Origin of the sequence: Fulvivirga sp. M361, assembly GCF_007097395.1 — a bacterium.
Classification (GTDB): domain Bacteria; phylum Bacteroidota; class Bacteroidia; order Cytophagales; family Cyclobacteriaceae; genus Fulvivirga.
In genome coordinates this window covers 343,226-368,362 of the sequence record NZ_VKDC01000006.1, presented here as the reverse complement: position 1 = coordinate 368,362, position 25,137 = coordinate 343,226, and the positions used below count along the sequence as shown (strand labels likewise).

General features: G+C 40.6%; 14 protein-coding genes. 8 read left to right on the top strand and 6 right to left on the bottom strand.

What is annotated here, in order from left to right:
- Positions 1-53: 53 nt before the first annotated feature.
- Positions 54-1,487 (bottom strand): O-antigen ligase, encoded by a 1,434-nt coding sequence (locus FNH22_RS08650; RefSeq protein WP_143397956.1) that lies wholly within the window; start codon positions 1,485-1,487, stop codon positions 54-56.
- 127 nt (positions 1,488-1,614) lie between these two features.
- On the bottom strand, positions 1,615-2,958 hold the full coding sequence (locus FNH22_RS08645; RefSeq protein WP_143397955.1) for a flippase: 1,344 nt from the start codon (positions 2,956-2,958) through the stop codon (positions 1,615-1,617).
- Positions 2,959-3,120: 162 nt separating this feature from the next.
- Here FNH22_RS08645 and FNH22_RS08640 point away from each other — a divergent pair, with 162 nt between their 5' ends.
- On the top strand, positions 3,121-4,044 hold the full coding sequence (locus FNH22_RS08640) for a sulfotransferase (protein ID WP_143397954.1): 924 nt from the start codon (positions 3,121-3,123) through the stop codon (positions 4,042-4,044).
- A 10-nt stretch (positions 4,045-4,054) separates the two neighbouring features.
- On the opposite strand, the gene FNH22_RS08635 is transcribed toward FNH22_RS08640, so the two are convergent.
- On the bottom strand, positions 4,055-6,268 hold the full coding sequence (locus tag FNH22_RS08635) for an AAA family ATPase (protein ID WP_143397953.1): 2,214 nt from the start codon (positions 6,266-6,268) through the stop codon (positions 4,055-4,057).
- A gap of 123 nt (positions 6,269-6,391) precedes the next feature.
- Between FNH22_RS08635 and FNH22_RS08630 the strand changes: the two genes are divergently transcribed.
- The 3 genes from FNH22_RS08630 to FNH22_RS08625 are packed head-to-tail and all read left to right on the top strand — an operon-like array spanning position 6,392 to position 8,788.
- Positions 6,392-8,257 carry a carbamoyltransferase gene (locus tag FNH22_RS08630; RefSeq protein WP_143397952.1) on the top strand — a complete coding sequence of 622 codons (1,866 nt, stop codon included), beginning with the start codon at positions 6,392-6,394 and terminating at the stop codon, positions 8,255-8,257.
- 15 nt (positions 8,258-8,272) lie between these two features.
- Positions 8,273-8,422 carry a DUF5989 family protein gene (locus FNH22_RS32375; RefSeq protein ID WP_221420241.1) on the top strand — a complete coding sequence of 50 codons (150 nt, stop codon included), beginning with the start codon at positions 8,273-8,275 and terminating at the stop codon, positions 8,420-8,422.
- Positions 8,423-8,428: 6 nt separating this feature from the next.
- Positions 8,429-8,788: an SxtJ family membrane protein gene (locus FNH22_RS08625; protein ID WP_143397951.1), complete on the top strand. Its 360-nt coding sequence runs from the start codon at positions 8,429-8,431 to the stop codon at positions 8,786-8,788.
- Positions 8,789-8,790: 2 nt separating this feature from the next.
- Here the strand turns inward: FNH22_RS08625 and FNH22_RS08620 are convergent, their stop codons facing one another.
- From FNH22_RS08620 to FNH22_RS08610, 3 genes are read right to left on the bottom strand one after another with little or no spacing between them, the layout of a single operon-like run.
- Positions 8,791-10,092: an OmpA family protein gene (locus FNH22_RS08620; RefSeq protein ID WP_143397950.1), complete on the bottom strand. Its 1,302-nt coding sequence runs from the start codon at positions 10,090-10,092 to the stop codon at positions 8,791-8,793.
- A 1-nt stretch (position 10,093) separates the two neighbouring features.
- Positions 10,094-11,119: a PorP/SprF family type IX secretion system membrane protein gene (locus FNH22_RS08615; protein ID WP_143397949.1), complete on the bottom strand. Its 1,026-nt coding sequence runs from the start codon at positions 11,117-11,119 to the stop codon at positions 10,094-10,096.
- Positions 11,116-21,024 (bottom strand): MBG domain-containing protein, encoded by a 9,909-nt coding sequence (locus FNH22_RS08610; protein ID WP_143397948.1) that lies wholly within the window; start codon positions 21,022-21,024, stop codon positions 11,116-11,118. The genes FNH22_RS08615 and FNH22_RS08610 overlap by 4 nt, the downstream gene beginning before the upstream one ends.
- A 372-nt stretch (positions 21,025-21,396) precedes the next feature.
- On the opposite strand from FNH22_RS08610, the gene FNH22_RS08605 reads away from it, so the two are divergent.
- The 4 genes from FNH22_RS08605 to FNH22_RS08590 all read left to right on the top strand — a co-directional run bounded on the left by FNH22_RS08605 (position 21,397) and on the right by FNH22_RS08590 (position 25,003).
- A complete protein-coding gene (locus FNH22_RS08605; RefSeq protein ID WP_255518011.1) occupies positions 21,397-22,284 on the top strand; it encodes a UbiA prenyltransferase family protein in 888 nt (295 codons plus the stop codon).
- Positions 22,285-22,356: 72 nt separating this feature from the next.
- On the top strand, positions 22,357-23,679 hold the full coding sequence (locus FNH22_RS08600) for an FAD-binding oxidoreductase (RefSeq protein WP_143397947.1): 1,323 nt from the start codon (positions 22,357-22,359) through the stop codon (positions 23,677-23,679).
- Entirely contained in the window at positions 23,679-24,413 is a 735-nt protein-coding gene (locus tag FNH22_RS08595) for an SDR family oxidoreductase (protein WP_143397946.1), read from the top strand. Before FNH22_RS08600 ends, FNH22_RS08595 begins: the two co-directional genes overlap by 1 nt.
- The gene (locus tag FNH22_RS08590) at positions 24,410-25,003 is read left to right on the top strand and encodes an HAD-IB family hydrolase (protein ID WP_143397945.1); all 594 of its coding nucleotides are present in this window, start codon (positions 24,410-24,412) and stop codon (positions 25,001-25,003) included. The genes FNH22_RS08595 and FNH22_RS08590 overlap by 4 nt, the downstream gene beginning before the upstream one ends.
- The last annotated feature ends 134 nt before the right edge of the window (positions 25,004-25,137 follow it).

Here is a 25,137-nt window from a genome sequence, read left to right as displayed (position 1 = left end):
ATTAATGTCAAATTTAAAACTAATTTGGGGTTCCCAAATGGATCTTGCTTATCTTAATTCTTTTTGTCTAACCTTATCATATTAGCTAAAATGGCATAAGAAGAAATAATGATCAATCCTGTAGGTTTTTGCCCCATGGCAGACTGAGCAAAGTTTGCTATCGAAAGAGAAAAGAAAGAGGCACAATAAGCCGCATACAAAATTTTAATGGTAGGGTCCTTGGCTTTGTAAAAATTCTCTATCCCCGTCTTCATAATGGTAAAATAAAGGGCCAGAAGTATGATCAACCCTATCCACCCTCTTTGCAGAGCTGTTTCCAGGTAACCACTGTCAGTAGCAAACCCCGCGTTAGGGTGTCCTGGTGATAATTCCCGACCGACCTCATCCGTAGTCATCAGCCCTCCTCCAATAGGATGTGAATAGATGTAGGGCTGAACACTCTTCCTGTTACGGTCTCTCACTTGCATGGAGGCATCTTCACTTGGCTGGAAGGTGGACCTGATACGTTCAAGAGGGCCGTTATAAAATGGCCCAAACAATACGCCTACAAATGCTATTACGGCAACCACAAGAAAGATGATCGTCCTTTTGTTATTGATGTTTAATAACACATACATCATGACCCCAACCGGGATCATCGCAGTAGCCGTTCTGGTCCCGCTATAGCTCATTCCTAACAGCATACATATGCCACTTATAACGAGTACTATTTTCAAGGGCATTTTAAAAGGTCCTAGAGCCAATATGAATGTAAAGATGGCGCTGAACGCCATGAGCATGCCAAAAGCTGCGACATCCGAAAGGAAAGAAAATTTTCTAATACCCGTCCATACGGAGAGAAGGTCGTATCTTCCCGGCGAGGCATAGATATAACGCCATTCAAAGTCCCGATATCCGAAATACTCCTGGAACATCCCGTAAAGACCCGCACAAAGCGCCAGAAATAACCACCACTTGGTAAACCTTTTAATAAAAGATAAGTTATCAAAAACCTTTACGACAATAAAGTACAGCAAAAACGTGAAAAATATACCTCGCGAAGCAAATAGCCAGCCCTTGAACGACACGGCATTAGGATTCAATACCTGCAGTATCCCATAAAACTCGTTAATAACAGTCAGGTAGGTTATGGGGTGCTTAAAAAGTTCCCAATTTATTTTGTTTTTGCTGAGGTTTACTATTACCCCGATAAATACTATAAATCCAATGATTTCAATACCAACTCCTGTAGGAATACGAACAGGGATAAGTCGGCTAATCAAAAATAAAAAATACCCATAGGTCACCAGGGTCAGGAACCCAAATTCGACATCTTGTATGGTCCGGATAAAAACCAATAAACCTATTACACCAGCCACAGATGCAAAGCCAATGAGAATGCCAAAATTTGCTATTAGAAATGACACTCCCAGGCTCACTACAGTTAAAGCCGTAATGAGTAATACCTGCCTGTACATGGCTTTGGAATGAATATTTAATTGGTTCATTTCAATTCAAAAGAATAATACCTTCAGAAAAATAAAAATGTAAGTCACAAGCACAAACCCTATAACCAACATCTTAATAATATTTTCATTGCTATGCTTATCCTCTTCCATGATGGTGTTATCTCTGTTAATTGTTTCTACGGATAAGTTTATTAAAAACCATTACAGATACGTCTAGATAAAAATATTTCACCTGTAAAAAAACCTGAATGAGGCTTACGTTCAAAACTCTTTTTAGCGTGATCTGCATTCCTATGAAAGAAATAAAATAGGTCAAAAGAGTTCCATAAGCTGCACCAATAACTCCAAAATTACTTATAAACAGGTAATTAAGAACTAAATTTACAAAGGCACTTGCGATTGTAAAGTAAAAATTAAAGTGAGGAATACCGATCGAATCTAAAATTGTACCATATTGCCGTGAAAAAGGAACAAAAAAAGTATAAAATATAGTAACCTGAAGAATACTTACGGTGTCCATATACTCATCCCCTGCCACAAATTGAATGATCATTTCAGGAAAAACCAATACAACTAAGGCTGCTGGTATCAAAATGGCTAAAATGACTCCTACAGATTTTTCATAAAGATATTTTGCAGATTTATTTCCATCCGTTTTGGCTCTTTTTGCGCTCTTAGGAAGCACTATGTTAGAGATAGCCCTTGTAGGTACCTCCACCAGGTTTGTAATTCTTACGGATATATTATATTTCGCAACGGCCTCCGTTGAAATCAAACTGGCCAGCATTATTTGATCAATACTCTTATATAGCATAGACCCCAAATTCGTACCCACTCCATAGACCCCAAACTTAAAAAGTCTTTTCAACCATAAAAGATCAATTTTAAGCGTGAATTTCAAGTATTTTCTCACAGTGATATAGGAAACGAAAACAGCCACAAAAATTGAAATTGCCTGGAACCAGACCAGCTGAATTAGCTTAATAGAAGAGCTATCGAAAAAACAATAAGCGATTAAAAGGAAAAAGACCCCTCTTCTTACTACGTTAACCCAGAAAATAGCCTTAAAATTCAGGTTTGATTGATTGATAAAATCAAATTGCGAAAAAAATATTAAGCCCACTGCAGGTATCGCATAGTATAGACACATCCTCGGCAGATCTTCGATTTCCCATTCTATAGCCAAATAGTCTGCGGAGAGCAACATTAGCGATACGCAGAGAACAGAGATCAGAACATTCAGTGCAATAGATGCCGTAATAATCTTTGGATGGGCTTCTGAACTCTCTGAATTCAAATATTTGATCAATCCACTTTTCAACATACCGTTCCTGGCCACCTCTAAAACTGACACGATGGTTAAAAAAACGGCCCACGCCCCGAAATTTTCTTTTGATAAAACTCTGATCAACAAATAGACCCCTCCAAAGTTGAAGACAAGAACAATCAGGTTCTGGAAGAGTGAATAGAGTCCCGACTTTAGCCAATAAGTATCTTTGAACAGACTCAATGTAAATACATTTTAGTCCAAAGGAATTTCAAAACTGTAAACTTTATTGCGATGAGTGGTAACACTAAATGTCCTGATTTTAACTAATTTAGTAGAATTATAGTGGCTTTAAACTTCTTGCTGAATGATTCAATCATTTGCGAGACAAAACTAATCATAAGTATGACCCAAAACAATTTTCCGGATTTCTTGATAATAGGTGCTGGGAAGTGTGGAACAACCTCTATCGACAAATATTTAAAACAGCACCCCGATATATTCATGTCCACCAAAGAGCCTGGCTTTTTTGCTCTTGACGGTAAAGAAATAGTAGACCCTAAGGATGATCCCCTCATGTTTCATCACTATCCAAATGGTGTATACAAGCTTGACCACTATTTAGGTTTGTTTGAAAAAGCACATGAAAACCAACTTAAAGGAGATACTTCCCCGATATATTTATATGATAAAAACGCACCTGCTAATATTAAAAAATATGTCCCAAATGCCAAGCTAATAGCCATAGTTCGTCAACCCGTAGACCGGCTGTATTCAAGGTTCCTGCACCTGGCCAATGAAGACCGTTTACCTACTAATGATTTCAAAGATGCCCTGGACAGAGATACACTCTGGTGGAAAAAAAATGATTTGGTCCAGGAGGGTTTCTATCACTGCCATTTGACACGTTATTTTGAATTATTTGAAAAAGATAATATCAAGGTTTTCCTGTACGAGGATTTTCAAAAAAACCCGGTCAACCTGATGAAAGAAATTTTCGCTTTTCTGGGCATTAGGGAAGAATTTCAGCCAGACTTAAGCATACGGTACAATCAAAATGGCTTCATAAAAAACAAACTCATTGATAAAATAATTGGCAAGAGAAGTGGCATAAAAAAAGGCATTTCAAAAGTATTGCCAGGTTTGTATTCCAAATTCAAGAGAAATCCTTATCTCAAAAAGAGATTATATAAACTCAGAGGCATGAATCTGTCAAGGCCGCCGCTGGATCGGGAGCTCAGGAAAAAAATGACTCACGACATTTATAAAGAGGACATCTTAAAATTACAGGCCCTGACAGGTAAAGACCTTAACCACTGGCTATCCTAGGAAAAGTCTTTTATGATAAAACTTCCTGGGCTTCAATCTTATTAAGAATAGCTCCCATTAATTTACCATTAAGGTTTTTGAGGTAGCTGATGGATGATCTGTCAATTTGTTTTAATACCGTATTGGCAGAAAATACAGGAATTACTTTATCAACGAATTTCATAAGCTCTTTAGAATCAGAATATTCATTTAGGGATGCTCCTTCCAGGAAAATGTAGTCATATTGATCTCTCAAATGCTCCAACATCCCCATAAAATCTCTTCCCGCTAGTATTTCGGACGGAGATTCCAGGCCTGCATTGCTCCCTATCACATCTATATTTTTGTCGTTGGTCTTTGAAATTAAGTTCTCACTGGGATCCTCGCTGACCTCCGGACTCGACAACAGTCTTGTTCCTGAAGTCTGTTCGATCATTTTTTGAAAGTTCGGCTTAGCTATAAGTAATTCAGTCAGGGAGTTGTTTCTGAAATTAGTATCAACTATCAGTATTCTTTTATTCAACAGGCTCAATGAATAGACAATTGAAAGTATACAAAACGTCTTACCTTCGTTAGGCTTTGTACTCGTTACTAAGATTATTTTTGCATTGGAATTTTCTATTTCAAATCTTATTTTTCTTAAAAGATGCTTATACTGCTCTCTACTTGGGTCAGCAACTTTACGATTGAACAAAGATCTCAGATCCAGATTCTTGACCTGGATCCGGTTGATTGAACCCAATAGATTAATACCCGCCAGGCTCTCGAATCGAGATGCATTTTTTATCCTCATATCAATGAACTCGATGAAAACGAGAACAAAAATGCATATACCAAAACTTGATGCCACACCTAAAGCAATGATCAAAGGCACTTTAGAAGACTCAGGGGCGCCATTGGGTTGGCCACGTATAATAATCTTAATCGAACTATCAGCTATTAAAGATTTGTTCTTTTCTGTATTCAACTTATTAAGGGCTTGTAAATATTCATCAGAGGCCGTAGATATTTCTCTTTCCAATGCAGAAATAGTGGCTTCTTTGGTAATGGAACCACTAACACTACTTTTCAAAGTAGCAATGGTTGAATTAAGAGAACCCAAACTCCCCTGCTCTATCTCAAGTTCTAATTGGAATTGATCCCTTTTTGCAATTAGCTCCTCTTTGGTCATTCCAACGGACTGTGTGCCTGATTGTGATGCCGCCAGTTTGTTCATCTCTATTTGCAGGTCATTTCTTAGATTATTGATCGTATTGAGCAAATCATCATCATTAGACCCCGAATTCACATATATCTGATTGAGGTCATTGATCTTCTTTCGGATCTGTAGTATCTTATTATTCAAGCTGGCTACACTTACTTCAGATGAACCCTCCTGTATTTTTGCCAGCCATTTGTTGGTATTTTCGATGGATAACCTTAGTCCTCTCATCCTATCCAATTTCTCCTGCTTAAGGAGCTCGTATTCAGCTATTTGCGTTGTTTTATAACCTGTCTGATCTTCGACAAAAAGATTGTTATTGGCTTTATACTCATTTAGTAAACGGGTTTTTTCATCAAGTACCTTTTTCTTTTCCTCAACTAAACTTGAAAAGAATGTAACTGATTCATTAGAAATCCTGTTTTTCAAAGAATTGTCATATCGGATATATTCTTCTGCCAGGGTATTCACAATAAACGAAGAAAGTACAGGGTTTACCGTAACAGCCTGGATAGTGACATAATCGGTATTATTAACTCTTTTGATCGATATCTTATCACTTAATTTCCAGTGAACATATCCGTATTCCTTAAGCAAGTCGGACATTCCCTTTTCGTATTCATCATAATTGGATAGCACTTCCATATTATCAAGTTTTTCTTTGAAAAAACTTGTTATAGAATCGATTTCAGCCTGACTGAATACAAGCGAACTTTCATCATTGGCTTTTGTATTTCTTAAGGGTATGTCCGTGGTCAAATCCTCAATCATCAACCGGTAACTTAGCAGAGACATGACCAATTCAGAATTCATCGTCTCCATCATGTTACTGAATTTGAAAGTAGACTCATAACGGCTAAACCTTTCTTCAGTAAGCTTTATGCGATCATTAGTAGTAAACCCGGTAGCCAATTGGGCTGTTGATTTATATTGCTTTTCTAAATTCAGCGTAAAGAAAAAGGCTGCGACACCAGCTATGATGGGTACTATAATGATAATCCACAACTTCCTAAGAAGCAGTTTGAATATTGATGTCAAATCCATTGCTTAATAATTTATCAATCAAAGTTAAACTTTAATCTTTACACACGTAAGAATCTTATTCTACTATTTAACTTTTATATATTCTATATTTGGGATTATTGTAACTCAATATCCACATTTCACATGAAAATACTTGGTATATCATGTTTTTACCATGATTCTGCTGCTGCACTGATTTGCGACGGCAAAACAATTTGCGCAGCCCAGGAAGAACGGTTTACCAGAAAAAAACATGACGCCTCCTTCCCAACGAATGCCATTAAGTTCTGTTTAGAGTATTCTGGTACATCCATTGACCAGTTAGATGCCGTTGTTTTTTATGACAAACCGTTATTGAAATTTGAGAGGTTGCTGGAAACTTATTATGCATTCGCTCCAAAAGGACTCGTGTCATTTATCAAGTCAATGCCTGTATGGCTCAGGGAAAAAATGTTTCTTAAGAAAGTAATCCGTGATGAACTGAAACAGATCCATGCTTTTGATAATAAAAAGCTGAAGCTTTTGTTTCCCGAACATCATTTGAGTCATGCCGCGAGCGCTTTCTATCCGTCTCCTTATGAAGAAGCTGCCATCATTACAGTAGATGGAGTGGGTGAATGGGCCACCGCATCCATATGCCACGGAAAAGCAGGAAGTATTACCATTTTAAAGGAACTCTCATTTCCGCACTCTATAGGCCTGCTTTATTCTGCTATCACCTATTTCCTTGGTTTTAAAGTTAATTCCGGTGAGTATAAGCTTATGGGACTTGCTCCTTATGGCAATCCTAATTCAGACAGAACAAAAAAATACATCCAGTTAATAAAAAAAGAGCTTGTAGATGTAAAGGAAGACGGTTCTATTTGGTTAAATCAGTATTATTTCAACTATGCCACAGGATTGACAATGGTAAAAGAAAAGCGATGGGAAGCATTATTTGGTTTTCCTAAGCGCAATCCCGAATCGGAAATGGAACAGAAGCACTGTGACATGGCACTGGCTATTCAAACCATTACGGAAGAAATTGTCATCAAATTTGCACACGAAGCCAAAAGGCTGACTAACTCCGATAATTTATGTATGGCGGGTGGTGTTGCCCTAAATTGTGTAGCGAATGGAAAACTGGCGGCATCTGACATTTTCAAAAACATCTTCATTCAACCCGCAGCCGGTGATGCAGGCGGAGCCTTAGGTGCAGCGCTCGCAGCAAATTATATTTATTTCGAGAATGATCGTGTCAATACAGCTGTTGACCATGATCAGATGGCAGGTTCATACCTTGGTCCCGAATATTCGTCACTGGATGTTGAAAAGGTGATCAAAAAATATGGGGCCATCTTTACTAAATATGATCACTTCAGCGATTTGAGCAGTCATGTTTCTAAACTGCTATCGGATGGAAAAATTGTAGGTTGGATGCAAGGCAGAATGGAATTTGGTCCGAGGGCCTTAGGAGGCCGCAGCATACTTGGTGATCCAAGAGACGCTGAAATGCAGAAAAAATTAAACCTCAAAATAAAATACAGGGAATCATTCAGACCATTTGCTCCTTCAGTTCTTTTTGAGGAATCCGGAAAGTACTTCGAAATGAATCATGACAGTCCCTATATGCTCATGGTGAGGCCTGTACAAAAGGAATTTTTGAAGGACCTTCCGGAAAATTATCATGATCTCTCCATAAGAGACAAGCTCTACACCGATCGTTCGCACCTCCCTGCCATTACTCATGTTGATTTTTCAGCACGTATCCAAACCGTGCATAAGCAGACAAATCCCAGGTATCACAAGTTAATAGAGGATTTTAAAGACATAACAAGCGTTGGAATGCTGGTAAATACCAGTTTTAATGTACGTGGAGAACCTATTGTAAATACACCGGAAGATGCCTACACGTGCTTCATGAGAACGGAAATGGATTATCTTGTTATCGGTGATTATGTATTTGATAAAGCCGCTCAACCTGCATGGTTGGCGAAAGACAATTGGCAGGAAGAATTTGTATTGGATTAGTTATATTTGCTTCATATGGAATTTTTGAAAGACATATTTAATTTTTTAGTACAGCGAAAAAAATTCTGGCTGGCCCCTGTAATTATTGTTCTTTTACTACTAGGTGTCTTGATAGTAATCGGAGGTGGTTCCGCTATCGCTCCTTTTATCTACACTTTATTTTAACAGATTTTGGAAAAGAAGTATCAAAGCATTCTGGTCATTGTACTGGGCTTCATAATATTATCATACCTATTTGAGTATAGAAACCTGGAATATTTTGCCGTAGGACTTGGAGTTCTATCCATGATCATTCCTGCCTTCGGAAGGGGCTTGGTATATGTATGGGAGAAAATAGCTTTTGCCCTGGGATGGTTCAACTCAAGGGTCTTACTTTCCATCATTTATTATCTCATTCTATTGCCTATAGCCTTACTGAATCGATGGTTCAAATCGTCAAACAAACTAAGGTTAAAGAACGAAACCAGTGAGAGTATGTTTAAGGAAAGGAATTTTACCTATAAAAAAGCAGACCTGGAAAATATCTGGTGATATCACTCGTCGATCACCTGGGCCCTGATTTCCACACCACTTCTCGCTTTCTCTAATCGTTTTGGGTTTTCAACTATTTCGATGTCAAGTTTACTTTCATCCATACCAGATTGCGTTAAGTATCCAACGACATTCTGGACCCTGTCAATGGACAGGGTATAATTAATGGACCTGTCCTGGCTGTCACCGGAGTAGCTTATGAGGTTAAGCTTAAAGATCGAGTCTTTTTCTATCCTTTTTAAGACTTTATCCAGTGAATTTTCCAACTTCTTATCCAGCTCTGAGGAGTTAAAATCAAAAGAGAGGAACTCCAGCACCGAACTACTTACCTGTATCATTTCATCATCTTTTTTCAGATCAGATAAAAGTCGCTTTGTCTCATCAATTATCCGTTGTACCGAGTCCTGTAAAACGTCCTTGTTGTTCAGCTTTACGCGACTGGTGTAAATATCCAAATAACCTTCTTCCCTGTTACTGGCAAAAAACGATGTAGTATCTCCATAGATAGAGAAGTATCCGTCAAAATATGAAGTATTTATGATCGGTCCGAGGTTTTTTGGTTTACTCCAAACGGTCCAACTACCATATAGCCTTTCCGACACAAAGATGTCCGCATTACCATAACCATCATGACCATCACTTGAGAAGTACAGGTATTTTTGATCATCAGATAAAAAGGGAGAGATCTCAAACCCGGCAGTATTTATAGTCCCGCCTAAACTGATGGGTTCCTGCCAATCTCCGGATTGGTCCTTTAGGCTTACATAAAGGTCCTCTTGTCCATAGCCTCCGTTTTTATTCATTGAAATCAACACAAAATCATAGGTTGGGGACACGTAAAACCCTACAAAACCATCTGTCTTTAAACCAGGTATTGTCAGTGTTTCCGGTTTGCTCCATTTTCCATTTACATTTTTTGAAAAACTTATGCCCTTTTTCCCCTTATAGGCGTTAAGGAGATAGACCACATCTCCCTGTTGTCGTTCTCCAATAACCGCATTATTTTCTTTGTTGTTCCAAGGGACAAGTTCGTTATGCGGCGCTTGCCAACTACCATTCTCATAATTGGAGGTCCAAATATCAGAGCCCGCATACCTGCCACCAACGTTATCCTCATGGAATGCCCTTGTGAAGTATAATCTCCCCCCTCCCTCAGACAAAAATGGAAGTAGTTCTTCGGCATCCGAATTGATTGAATCGTTTAATTTTATTGGCTCCTGGAATTCAATACGCTGTGCAAAACACTCTGCATGTCCCAAAATACCCGCCACACAAAAAGCTAACCAAAGCTTATTTTTTCTCATTTTACCAGAACCTTTTTGGAAAAGAATATCGGTTGAATAAAGCCAAACCCAATACTACTTCATGGTTTCCGGAATTAAAGGAATTGAGATCCGAAACAAAGTAGTCATAGGAATAATTAATACTAATTCCTTCTTTTGGCGTTAAGCCAAACAATGCTGAAATTCTATCTTCACTGTAGTAACTGGCACCAAAAGACAATACATCACGAAATCTCATTCTGCCCGTAAGTTCCCATGAAAAACCATAAAAATCGTGTTGAGTGACCCGGGCCGATGAAAAAACATTAATTGTAGGACTCATTACGAACTGTTTACCTACCAACAGGTCATAAGAGGTAAGGGAGACAAACTCTGTAAAATCATCACCGCTTAACAACTCCCGAACCAGCGAATTTGATGAAATACCTAAAAACCAACTATTTGAATACAATACACCACCAAAGTCAACCTTCAAACTATTTTGATTTCCCTGAGAACCTACCAACTGTTGATAAAACGAATCATTTTGTGGGTCACGAACCGTATAAGAACTAAAATCCAGTTCATCCTGGATCATATCTACCGATGTACCAAAAGCTATGGACAGCTTGTTTGAGACAGGTATGTGGTACGCATATTTGACCCCAAATTGCGTACTTTGGTAAGGGCCAATGCTACTGGATTCTATAAAACCCCCAATGCCATGTCTCCTTTTGATACTCTTATCATTAGATAATCTGGCAAACGTTTTAGGGTCACTCACCCTAAGAGAGTTATTCTTAAAAGCTGCCGGAGGGGTTTTCCCAATAGATGAAAACGCTGAGGCATGAAATATGTCATTACCATTATCGAAACCATTCCACAACTGTTTATAACCAATAAAAGTGGAAAAAAATGGATCTATCCCGGAAAAAGCAGGGTTGATCGTAGCCGGGTTTAAGTAGTACTGGGTGAATTGATTATTTTGACCAAATACACCTCCATTGTTGTAAAAACATAAAGCAACAATCAGGATGAGAAAAAGGTATTTTCCAGTCTTTAATTTCATTTCAATATAGTAACAGTCCCTTTATGCTCTCTTTTTCCATTGTTTAATAAAATTGTATAAAAATAAGACCCTCCCGGCATTTCTTCTCCTTCATAGGTACCGTCCCAGGCACAGTCCTGGGTAGAACAATAGAAAACCCTCAAACCATTCTGGTTGAAAATGGAAATCTGGATATTGGTGTAAAACTGCAAATTACGAAAGTCCCAGGTATCATTAACACCATCGCCATTCGGAGTAAATGAATTGACAATAGCAATTTCAGGAAAAATTTCAGCTATATCGATCAGTCGTGATACCGGATCACTGGTGGAAAGACTATCATTAACAGTGATGGATATTTCCTTAGTCAAAATCGTGGCGTTATTATCTACAGCACTGCTAAATAACACTTTACTTAGTATATTTTCATACTCACCAAGTAGTTCTTTCCCTTCAATGGTCAAAGTGCCCTGGTCTGCGTTATAATCAACCTCCAGGTTTTGGTCAATGAAATCTTCCTCCAGGAATAGTCGGTCCCCTGCGGCCAGGTTTTCAGATATCCTGATAGTTGCACCATACATTGATCTTGAATCAACATCACTGATCCTTAGATTATCAGCAGGCAGCACAACGTTAATGCCCGGATCACCCAAACTGTAGGATAACGTTGTCAGATCTCCGTTTGTACTGATCTCAGGAATATCATTGACACTTTCTACGGTCAGGATCACTAACGCGGTGCTGGCAGCAAAGGATGTACCGTCAAAGCCATTCCAGGTGAACTGATCAGTACCATTAAAATCAGGATTGGGTATGTAACTCAAGTCAGGGGCTTGCTGATTTGTCAAAATAATTGGATCGTTAATCGTTACTATGTTTCCGTTATATGAAAGCTGTCCATTGGAGGGCAGTTGAGTGACAATGATCTGTTCAAGAGGATCCGCATCACCATCTGTATAGTTAAGAACAAATTCCTGACCGAACCGGTATACCTCATCTTCCAAAAGAGTAACGTTGATATCCTGAATGACGGGCACAGTATTAATTATTAAGTCAAAGCTTTGCGTAGTAACAGCACCGTCTCTATCCGTCGCTGTTATGCTTATGCTTTTATTGGAAAATGCCAGATCGGTTATTGTACCTTTTATTGTTGCACGTCCACCACCAAGTGACGAAAAAGAAAGGAAAGGTGGAAGTACAGTAGCTTCAATCGTCACTTCATCCGCAACGTCAGGGTCGTTAACTGTAATTTCATAGCTATATTCATCCCCAATGGCCACTTTAGGTGTTGGCTGTGAAACAAATATCGGAGCATCATTAACATTGGCAACTTCTATGGTAAATATTTGCTGTTGAGTCACTACGTCATCACTCGCCTGAATAGTTATTTCGACCATTCCGACATGTTCGTTTTCCGGTGTCCCAAATAACGTTGCAGTACCATCATTGTTATCTGTTAACGTTAACCATGCCGGTAATGCAGGTGATGTTATGGATAAGATATCGCCCACATCAACATCATTCACTTCGATGGCATAACTGTAAGCTTCGTCTTCATTCACAGCGGTGACCGGCGTACTGGTAAACACAGGAACATCGTTTGTATTAATTACGGTGATAGAAAAATTCTGCTCATCAAACGCTCCTTCATCATCTGTAACACGAATGGCTATCGGGTATATGCCTACATCATCATTTAAAGGAGTACCTGTTAATGAAGTATCTGCTGCACTATAAGAAAGCCATGTGGGTAATGTTTCCATAAACTGAATGGACACAATATCTCCAAAACCTGTATCATCATCTGTCACTACCAATTTATAGTTGTATTCAAAATCTTCGGCCGCCTGTAATACAGGAGTACTTATAATGACCGGAGCATCATTGGTATTTACCACTTCTATCCGGAAGTCCTGAAAAACGCTCTGACCTCTAATATCCGTCACTTGTAATCGTATATCATGAAATCCCACATCGGCATTAGAAGGTGTACCTGTTAAAGCACCTGAACCATTGACATCCTCTGACACCTCAAATGTGAGCCATGCCGGGATTGAAATGCTGACCAGGGTAAGATCATCACCAACATCAGGGTCTGTAACCTCCACGTTATATTGATAAAGGGCATCTTCCTGTATGGACGTTATGGGGGTAGATTCAAAAACAGGGGGATCATTAATGTTGTCCGCTGTGATAGAAAAAGATTGCGTATCTGTGGCTTCAGCAGCATCTTCAATGACAATGGTCACCTGATGGGCACCCAGATTCTCATTAGAAGGCACTCCAAAAAGTACTGCGGTCCCGTCCCCATTGTCCTGAAGGGTTAACCATGATGGCAAAACGGTAGCCTGAATAATATAGGTATCGTCCTTATCGGGATCAAGCCAGGTGATATTGTAAGTATATTCCAGGTCTTGTTGAGCGCTGGTCAAAGGTGTAGAAGTAAAAACAGGATCATCGTTTACATTTTCAACGGTAATAGAAAAATCCTGGTTCGCTTCAGCTCCTGCAAAATCGGTAACCCTAAGCACTATCGGATGGCTGCCCACATTACTATTCTCAGGTATTCCTGATAGTTTCCCGGTACCATCACCATTGTCCGTCAAGGTTAACCAGTCTGGTACCGAAAGGCCACGTATGGTTCTGGTATCCTTAACGTCCTCATCAGATGTTACTATAAGATATTCATAAAGCAGATCTTCTGTCGCAGTAATAACAGGTGTACTATCGAAAACAGGCGCATCGTTCGCGTCTCCAACATCAATGGTAAAAAGCTGTTCAACCGCAGCGCCTTCACGGTCTTCCACCCTTAAAACCACATTATGTTCACCGGCATCCGAATTTCGAGGTGTGCCGCTCAGTGAAAGTGTTCCGGGATTATTGGTGAAAGTCAACCATTCCGGAAGCGTTGTTGCTTCAATGGTCAGTGCATCTCCAATGTCAGGATCTGAGGTGACAATATTATATAGATAAGGTTCATCCTGTGCAGCATTTAATACGGGATCGGACGTAAATGATGGCGGGTCATTGACATTAACTACAGTAACATTAAAACTTTGGCCTATTTCAGCGTCAAACGCATCTTTTACCTGAAGTACTACGGAATGAACACCTACATCATCGTTAACAGGAATTCCTTGCAGTACTGCAGTACCATCAAGATTATCCGTAAGCTCTAACCAGGAAGGCAAGGATAAAGCAGTTATACGCCTGGTATCACCATCATCCGGGTCTTTGGTGGCCACATTATATACGTATTCGTCATCTTCGTCAATTAAGAGCGGTGGAGAACTGGTAAAAAAGGGTGGATCATTGGTGTCATTCACATTAATAACAAAAACCTGGTCTACGGAAGCATCGGATGCATCTGTTATCCTCATCGTTACCGAATTAGGTCCGGAATCAGAATTTGAGGGAGTTCCTTCCAAAGTCCCCTGGCCATTACCGTCATCAACAAAAGTTATCCAACCTGGTTTCTCAACTACTTCCAGTCGAAGGTTATCGCCTGGGTCAATATCGTTCGTAGTGATATCATATTGATAATTTACACCTTGTATAGCTCCCGTTCGAGGTTCGCTTGTAAAAAACGGAGCGTCATTGGTATTGGTAACAACTATGTCAAAGTTTTGATTGACGTTGGCGCCAATTCCATCTGCTACGTTGAGAACCACGCTGGACGTCCCCACATCATCATTTTCAGGCGTACCTGATAATAAAGCCGTACCATCTCCATTATCCACTAAAGTCAACCAAGCCGGCTTTGATAATGCCGTAATTTTGGCTACATCTTTATCATCAGGATCATCTGTATCTATGAGATACGTATAAAGATCATCTTCATCAATTTCGGTGGGGGCAATACTTGTAAAGGAAGGTGGATCATTGGCGTTATCAACATTAATTTGAAAAATTTGCTCAACGGCGGCCCCTGACAAATCTTCCACTTCCAGTGTAACATCATTCAGACCTAGGTTTGAATTTCCCGGGGTTCCCTGAAGAGTGGCTGACCCATTGCCATTATAATTAAAATTCAACCAGTTCGGAAGAGTGACTGCTCTAATGATTATTTCGTCTTCCGGGTCTTGATCTATAGCAGTAATATTGTAGGTGTAAACAATGTCCTGCAAAGCAACAGGCACCGGAACCGAAGTAAATTCCGGTGCATCATTGGTATTGCTTATGGTAATCGTAAAGTTTTGATTCACATTAGCGCCTATGGCGTCCCTGACATTGATCACAATCGTCGAAGTACCAACGTTTTCATTTAAAGGTGTACCGGAAAGTAATGCCGACCCATCCTCAAAGTCCTCCAGGGTGATCCAATCAGGTCCGGACAGCAGGCTTATCGTTCTTCTGTCAAGTAAATCAGGGTCTGTCGTGGTTATATTATAGGTATACAGATTATCTTCCAGCGCTGAGGTAACCGGAGTACTACTAAAGGCAGGTACATCATTGATATTATCTACATTAATATCAAAAGACTGGCTCACAGATGCCATAGATTCATCAATGACATCGATCCTCACAGGGTTAATCCCTAAATTAGAATTGGTAGGTGTACCACTTAGCACAGCGGTACCATTTCCATTATCTACCAGGTTAAGCCAGGAAGGTATATCGAAAGCCACTATCTGCCGGGTATCGTCAAGATCCGGGTCAGAGGTAACGATCGTATAAGAATAAAGCACATTTTGAATGGCTCCGGTAACCGGATCACTTGAAAACGACGGAGGATCGTTCGTATTGATCACCTGGATGGCAAAGTTTTGATTGGCACTGGCATCTGAGGCATCTTCTACGTTCAAAACCACATTTGACAGTCCAACATTTTCGTTCAACGGTGTACCGATCAGTTGTGCCTTCCCATTGCTTATGTTGTTCAATGTAAGCCAATCAGGAAGGACCAAAGCCCTTATGTTCAAACCATCTCCTTCGTCAGGGTCCTCGGCTACAATATCGTACACATACAACTCATCTTCTGTAACGCTTAGCACCGGGGTACTGGTAAATGATGGAGGATCATTCGCATTGTTTACGATTATATCAAAACGCTGATCAACGAAAGCATTTGACTCATCTGTTACTCTCAAGCCTACTGAGTTTGCTCCGAGGTTTGAATTCGTTGGTATACCTGTTAACAGAGCTGTTCCTGACCCGGTGACAGAAAAGGTCAACCACTCAGGAATTGAATTTGGAATGGGTGAGATCACAATCTCATCTCCATTATCTATATCTGATGCCTGAACGGTATAACTGTAGGTGACATCCTGAAAAGCGGCTGTAACAGGAGCTGATGTAAAAAAAGGTGCATCGTTGGTATTAGTAATCGTCAAAGTAAAGTTCTGATTAGCACTAGCTCCAAGAGCATCTGTCACCGTCAATACTATGCTAAATGATCCCACCTCATCATTGGTCGGTGTTCCAGACAAAACAGCCCTACCATTTACGGTTTCAGAAAGTGTTAACCAGTCAGGAACAGACAGTCCCGTGATTATCCTCGTATCATTTGGATCAGGATCAGAAGTGATAATAGTATAGGTATATGGACTATCTTCTTGCCCCGAAGTAACGGGAACACTTTCAAACTTTGGCGGGTCATTTGTGTTATCCACATTAATGACGAATCGTTGCTCCACAAAGGCAGCATTTAAGTCAGTAACTCTTAACGTCACCGGGTTTTCTCCAAAGTCTTCGTTGGACGGTGTACCATTCAAAGTGGCCGTACCATTGTCATTATTGGTGAAAGACAGCCAGTCTGGTAAAACCGGAGCTGTTATGGTCCCTCCATCACCAATATCAGGGTCCGAAGAAGATATTGCATAGTTATATTCTACACCTTGCAATGCAGCCGTTATCGGTGACGTGGTAAATGAAGGCGGGTCATTTGTATTTGTTACCACGATATCAAAATTTTGGTTCACATTTGCACCAATGTTATCACTCACATTTAATACCACACTGGTTTGTCCGACGTCCTTATTTTGAGGAGTACCGGTCAATAATCCTGTTCCGTTACCATTATCCGTAAGTGTCAGCCAATCGGGCTTTGAAAGGGCCTTAATTTCTAATTCGTTGCCTGTGTCAGGATCCTCTGTACGTATTTCATAGCTATACAGATCATCTTCATCCACCGCTGTTACCGGGCTTGTTATAAATATAGGCGGGTCATTTGTATTTTCTACTATGATATCAAAATCCTGATCAACGAAAGCCCCTGCGTTATCTCTCACCCTTAATTTTATGGTATTAACCCCCACATCATCGTTACCAGGTATGCCGCTGAGCACTCCATTTCCGTTCGTTCCATTGGTCAATAAAAGCCAATCCGGCAAACCCGGAGCTGTTATCAACAACTCTTCATCCGGATCATCATCATCTGTAGTAATGTTATAAGTATACCCTATACCCTCCGTGGCAGATGTGATCGGTACACTGGTAAAACGTGGCGGATCATTGCTGTTAATAACATCAATGTCAAAGAACTGTGTACTTTCATTGCTGTTATTGTCTGTCACTCTTAATACAATGCCTGCTTTTCCAATGTCACCATTGCCAGGTGTACCAAATAATCGGGACATGCCGTTAGCGGTACTTTCGAGCGTTAACCAGGCAGGTAGTGCAATAGGACTGGATATGGTCAACACATCAGATGGGTCAGGATCATTAGCTTCAATAAAGTACTCATAGAGTTGACCCTGAACAGCTGCCGTTACAGCAGTACTTGTAAATGCCGGTGCATCCTGGATAGGATTAACCGTAATGAAGAAAGTCTGGGGTGCACTTTGGTTCATATTCGGGGCCACATCAGAGCCTCCATCCAATAAGGTTACTTCTACCTCAGCTACACCAAAGGCATTTTCAGACGTCGTAAACGATAATTGACCCGTAGGAGATATGTCAGGCCCCTGGTCAAAACTCAAATTACCGGAATTGATCCGGACATTGGTAGTAAAAGAAAGGGACTGGATTTGTTCATCGTCACCCCCACCCCGAAAAATATTCGTAGCCCAGAGGTTAACCAATTGTGTTCCGGCATCTTCGTTTATCGTTATATCACTTCCCTTTGTAAAACTTGGAGGGTCATTCACAGCATCTACGGTTATCGTCAATGTTACCGGATTACTTTCATTGTCATCAGGAAATGTATTTCCACCGTCATCTATCGCTACCACCGAATAAGTAGCTTCTCCGTTGGTGTTTGGGGCCACTTGAAAGGTTAATGTACCTGAATTGTTTATACCGGGTAGTTGCGTAAAACCCAAAGTTCCTGAAATTCCCGACTGTGTTAACTCGAAACGCACCCCCTGCCCTGCTTCATCGCTGCCACCCCCCGGCGTTATATCGGTAGCCCAGGCTATCGTCTGCAATGGCGCATCTTCATTAATGTTGGGGTCTATGCCACGGGTAAATGTCGGAGCATCATTCACCTCAATTACTCTAATCTCAAAAGTCTGAATAGGGCTTTGATTTACATTTGGAGAAATTCCAGCTCCGGAATCCATAATCCTTACTTCTACGATAGCGGTACCGTTGGTATTCAATGCTGCCCTGAAACTTAAGTTACCATCAGCATCAACTTCGGGGTCATTAGCAAATGACAAGTTACCCGTTGTGCTACTTACAGAGGTTTCAAAACTCAGTGTCTGTGTGTTTTCAGCTGTCCCTCCCCCTGCAGAGAGATTGGTAGCCCAACCTGTTATCTCCTGTAAGCCGGCATCTTCATTGACTGCTATATCCAACCCTTTCGTAAAGGACGGAGCATCATTAACAGATTCTATGGAAATCTGTAACGATTCATCCAGAAATAAACCACCTAAGTCCGTAGCTCTCACCACTATGGTGGCATCTCCGAATGTATCCGGTGCAAAATCGAGTGTTAAAATATTAGTAGGTAGGTCTACACTCTGAAACAAAATTGTATTGTCATTGGACTCTATGCTGAGTACCAGATCCGCATCTGCATCTTCTAAATCATCAAACAATGGATAAAGGTCAATCACCACATTGGCGGCATCTTCCAAAGCATTGACATCAGGTATCCCGGGACTAGTTGGAGGGCCGTTAATATGCAATGTCCCACTTGTTGCCCCTTCGTAGTTCTGATCATTGATAATCGCGGAAATGGCATAACTTCCCTGAGCTGAAGGTACTGTTGAACTACCATCATAGGTTATATCAACGGTTAGTCCCACAGGAGTTGTCTGGGTATTGATGGGTTTTGGCGCTCCATCAAAATTTTGGTTAAGGTTATTCAATGTAACCGTAGCAATGGCTTTATTAATAGTAAGTGTACCGTTGCCAGTACCTTCATAATTCACATCGTTAATCGTCACTATGACAGGGTAACTTCCTGCATTGGTAGGTACTGTAGCTGCACCATTGTATAGAAAGTCTACCGTTAAACCCGCAGGAGTAGTGGTAGCGGTCACTGATTTAGGCGTTCCGTCATAAGTTTGCGTCAAAGAGGACAGAGCAATGCTCGCTGTGGCCTTATTAATAAGAAGTGTCCCGTTATTGGTGCCTTCGTAATTTGCATCGTTGATCGTCGCTATGACAGGGTAACTTCCGGCATTCGTAGGTACTGTAGCGACACCATTGTATAGAAAGTCTACCGTTAAACCTAGCGGAGTAGTGGTAGCGGTCACTGATTTAGGCGTTCCATCATACGTTTGCGTTAAAGAGGATAAAGCAATACCCGCTGTGGCCTTATTAATAAGAAGTGTCCCGTTATTGGTACCTTCGTAATTCGCATCGTTGATTGTCGCAATAATAGGATAGCTTCCTGCATTGGTAGGTACTGTAACTCCTCCATTGTATAGAAAGTCTACTGCTAAACCAACGGGAGTGGTGGTAGCTACCGCTGATTTAGGTGTTCCGTCATAGGTTTGCGTCAAAGAGGATAAAGCAATGCCCGCAGTGGCTTTATTAATAACAAGTGTACCATTGTTGGTCCCTTCATAATTCGCATCGTTAATCGTCGCTATGACAGGATAACTTCCTGCGTTGGTAGGTACTGTAGCAACACCATTGTATAGAACGTCTACCGTTAACCCCACCGGAGTAGTAGTAGCTGTCACTGATTTAGGTGTTCCATCGTAAGTTTGCGTTAAAGTGGATAAAGCAATGCTCGCTGTGGCCTTGTTAATAAGAAGCGTCCCGTTATTGGTGCCTTCGTAATTCGCATCGTTGATCGTCGCTATGACAGGATAACTTCCTGCGTTGGTAGGTACCGTGGCAATACCGTTGTATAGAAAGTCTACCGCCAAACCAACGGGAGTGGTGGTAGCTACCACTGATTTAGGTGTTCCGTCATAGGTTTGCGTCAAAGAAGATAAGACAATGCCGGCAGTAGCTTTATCAATGGTAAGCGTACCGTTGTCGGTGCCTTCATAATTCGCATCATTGATCGTCGCTATGACGGAGTAACTCCCTGCGTTCGTAGGTACTGTAGCAACACCATTGTATAGAAAATCGACTGTCAAACCCACAGGAGTGGTAGTAGCTACTGCTGATTTGGGTGTTCCGTCATAGGTCTGGGTCAAAGAAGACAATACAATACTGGCGGTGGCCTTACCTACTACTAAGTTGAAGTTTTGTGAAGCCATTTGAGACCCATCAACAGTCTCCTGTACTGTAAGGGTCAATGGAAAAGTACCTGTTTGAGCTATTGTGCCTGAAATAAGTGCTGTACCATCTAAATTGTCATTGAATGTCAGTCCTGTAGGCAATGTTCCTGTCAAAGAGATCGTCCGGGTGTCGTTCTCAATTCCATCACTTGTTTCAATTGAATAAGTATATGAATCATTAAACGTCCCTATATCAACCGGTGTACTGTCGAACACTGGTGGTGTCTGAGCCTGTACAATAGAAGAACAGAGAACGCTAACAGTTACAAAAACCAGAAGAAAATTGGTTATTCTCGCCATTTTTATAAACAATTCACGCAGGATATCTTAATTACCTTACATCCCAAAACGGCGTAATAGGTAATCCAAAAGAGTGTTTTTTTAGTAAAATATATGCAAAGTTAAAAAGAATCGACAAAAATAACGTCTTAAACTTACATTTCTAAATTACTAAATGTAATAAAATCAACCCTTTAAGTTACATCAAAAACCAGCCTGTAAGGCCTGTCAGAAATGTTTGTCGAGGCTAATTCTGTCAGAAGTCCTGTCACGTTGTCTTGTCATCCACGGATCTGATCGTTAAAAGTTTAATAACCTGTTACACATGATGTTAGTTTTGTTGTCGATAAATTTGATATTTATATCTTTGCTCAACAGTTAAAGTCATTCGATTTGTTGGACTATATTAGCTTAATAAGGGTTAAGCACTGGGTCAAAAACCTCTTTTTATTCCTACCCGTCTTCTTTTCCGGTGGTCTTGATCACTTCGAAGTATTTGGAGAGTTAATTTTAGCTTTTTTTGCTTTTTCATTTGTAGCCAGCACCATATACGTGATTAATGACTACAAGGACATTGAAGCTGACCAACTACATCCCAAGAAAAAGACCAGACCCCTGGCCAGTGGCGCCATCAGTAAAAAACATGCCCTCCTGCTCGGAGCTGTGCTTTTGCTGTCAGGGTTCTCTATTGCCAGTGCGGTCAATGTGAAATTCATGTTTGTGTTAGGCATCTATTTTACCCTCAATCTGGCCTATACTTTTAAACTTAAAACCGTTTCGATACTTGACATTATTATTGTTGCCATAGGTTTTGTTATCAGGATCAAATCAGGAGCCATAGTAACTAACATCGCACTATCTCATTGGATTATCATAATGGTTTTTCTCTTGGCGCTATTCATTGCCGTTGCGAAAAGAAGGGATGATCTGGTGATCAAGAAAGCATCGGGAGAAGATATGAGAAAAGTGACAAAGAACTACTCATTAGATTTCCTGAATGTAGGTATGTCACTTTTGGCCGGGGTTATATTTGTAGCTTACTTAATGTACACGCTTTCTCCGGATGTAGTAGCACGAATGGGAACGTACCGTTTGTTTTATACTTCTGTTTTTGTATTAGCAGGCTTGCTACGGTACTTGCAAATTGCCTTAGTTGAAAATGATACCGGGTCCCCTACTGAATTGCTTTTTAAAGATCGTTTTATACAGTCCGTCATTTTACTCTGGGGATTGAGCTTTTATCTTTTAATCTATTTTAAAGACCTGATCCTGTTTTCCTAGCAAGGCAGTCTCAAAATCGATGATAACAGTGCTCACAAAACATTATAACCTTAAGAACATAAGTTTTAAGATATGAATAGAAAGGTTACCAATTGGAACAATTTCCCTCAAAGAGACGCCAATCTAATTAAATGGCAGGGTAGCGAACAACTCACCGAAGGCAGAAACTATATCGCCAGAGGAATGGGCAGATGTTACGGTGATGCCGCGTTATCGGACAACATAGTCTCGATGTTGGAACAAAACCTATTCATTGAATTTGACCGGCAAAAAGGTATCCTTGAATGCCAGGCCGGAGTTACTTTAAGCGAAATTCTGGAGGTTATTGTTCCTGCGGGCTGGTTCTTACCTGTTACTCCAGGCACCAAATTCATTACCGTTGGAGGTGCACTAGCTTCCGATGTTCATGGGAAAAATCATCATGTAGATGGTTGTTTCGGGGATCATGTGACATCATTTCAATTGCAGACACCACAGGGTGATTTGATCACATGCACGGAAGAACTTACGCCTGAACTATTTCATGCTACAAGAGGTGGTATGGGCTTGACAGGGATTATCACCACTGTCAGGTTCAATCTTAAGAAGATCGAAACCAGCTACATTAGTAAGCAGCAGATCAAGGCACGCGACCTGAGTGAAATCATCGCGCTTTTTGATCAGTATAAGTCATACACCTACAGCATGGCCTGGATCGATTGTTTAAAAGGCGGTAAGGGATTTGGCAGAAGCCTTATGATGATGGGAGAACACGCTACACCGGATGAACTAAATGCCAGCCAAAAAAAATCAGTATTGACAACAGGAAGCGGGAAGAAAATAAATATGCCTTTTAACCTTCCTGGTTTTGCTCTTAATCCGCTATCGATCAAAGCATTCAATTTTTTATACTATAACAAACAGCGTTCCAGGGAACTCAAAAGTGTTGACCATTACGATGGGTTCTTCTACCCTCTGGATGCCATTCTTCATTGGAATAGAATGTATGGTAAACGGGGGTTCATTCAATATCAATTTGTTTTGCCAATAGAAGAAAGTGAAAAAGGCCTCCGGGTGATCCTGGAAAGTATAAGAAAAAAAGGCTGGGGTTCTTTTCTTGCAGTATTAAAACTATTTGGTAATCAACCGAGTTACATATCATTTCCTATGGAAGGTTACACGCTGGCCCTCGACTTCCCTATGAAAAAAGGGTTGCTTCCGTTCCTTGATGAACTGGATAAAATTGTACATGATCTCGGAGGGCGTATCTACTTATCGAAAGATGCCCGGATGAAACCCGAACGATTTCTACAGGGCTACGCAAATAGCAGCCCTTTTTTAGAATTTATATCCGAACTAAATCCCGAGGGGAAATTTGGTTCTGACCTGTCAAAACGATTGTCAATTACCTCTTAATGGAAAAAAGTGTTTTAATTATTGGCGCTACAAGTGATGTCGCCAGAGCAACGGCTCATTTATTTGCAAAAAAAGGATATGAGCTTGTTCTTATGGCCCGCAATGAGGACAAGGTAGTAGCTATTTCCAACGATATAACCATTAGATATGGCGTTAGTTGTACACCTGTAGTAATGGATATACTGTCCTTTGAGGATCACAAGCCGTTGATCGATAACATGGGAAACCTGCCTTTTTTAACGATTTGTTTCGTAGGTTATCTGGGGGACCAGGAATTAGCAGAAAAGCGTATCGACATGACCAGGGCCATCATTGACGCTAATTATACCGGTCCCGTTTCATTGCTTAACGCTATTGCAAACCGATATGAAAAGCAATCGAAAGGATACATTATAGGCATCAGTTCTGTAGCCGGAGACAGAGGCAGACTGAGTAACTACACCTATGGCAGTGCAAAAGCAGGATTTACGGCATACCTGTCCGGGCTCAGAAACCGCCTTTTTCATAAAGGTGTGCACGTCGTCACGGTAAAACCCGGATTCATGGACACACAAATGACGGCTGGTATGGATTTACCCAAATTACTTACCATAAAACCGGCGGAAGCGGCCCAAAGTATTTATCGCATAGCTCAGTCCAAAAAGAACACCGTCTACCTTTCATGGAAATGGAGGTATATCATGCTGATAATTAAGATCATACCTGAAGCCATTTTTAAAAGATTAAAACTGTGACGCAAAATCTGGCCTTATTCGATTTTGATGGTACCATAACGTCAACAGACACATTCATTAAATTTATCCAATTTGCCAAAGGCAGTGCCAAGCTGTTTATCGGGTTTGCTTTGCTATCCCCCTACCTGATACTGATGAAGTTAAAGGTGTACCCTAACTGGAAGGCCAAGGAAAAGGTCATGTCTTTTTTCTTTGGAGGAATGTCCGTTTCCGAGTTCAATCGCCTCGGGGCTTCTTTTGCTAAAAATGAAATCCCAAAATACGTTAAGGACAGTGCCATGGAACGTTTGAAGTTTCATAAAACCAATGAAGATAAAATTATCATCGTTTCAGCATCCTTTGAAAACTGGATATCCGATTGGGCAAAAGATCACTGTGATCTCCTTTTAGCCACCAGGGTCGAAGTAAATGAAAATAAGTTAACCGGTAAGATCATGGGAGCGAACTGTTACGGAATAGAAAAAGTGAATCGTCTGAAAGAGGTAATAGACATAGACGAATTCGCTACCATTCATGCGTATGGAGATAGCAGAGGGGATAAAGAAATGCTTGACCTGGCTACCTATGCCAACTTTAGGAGTTTTAATTGACCCCTCCCCTAGAGTTAACTTTTGGTTTCTACATAAGCTTGCAGCAGTTTCTTATACACTAATCATAAAAGTACACTTCTTCCCAATCCACTGTAAACTTTTCACGGTCCGTAGCTATGGACAAACAGCTATCC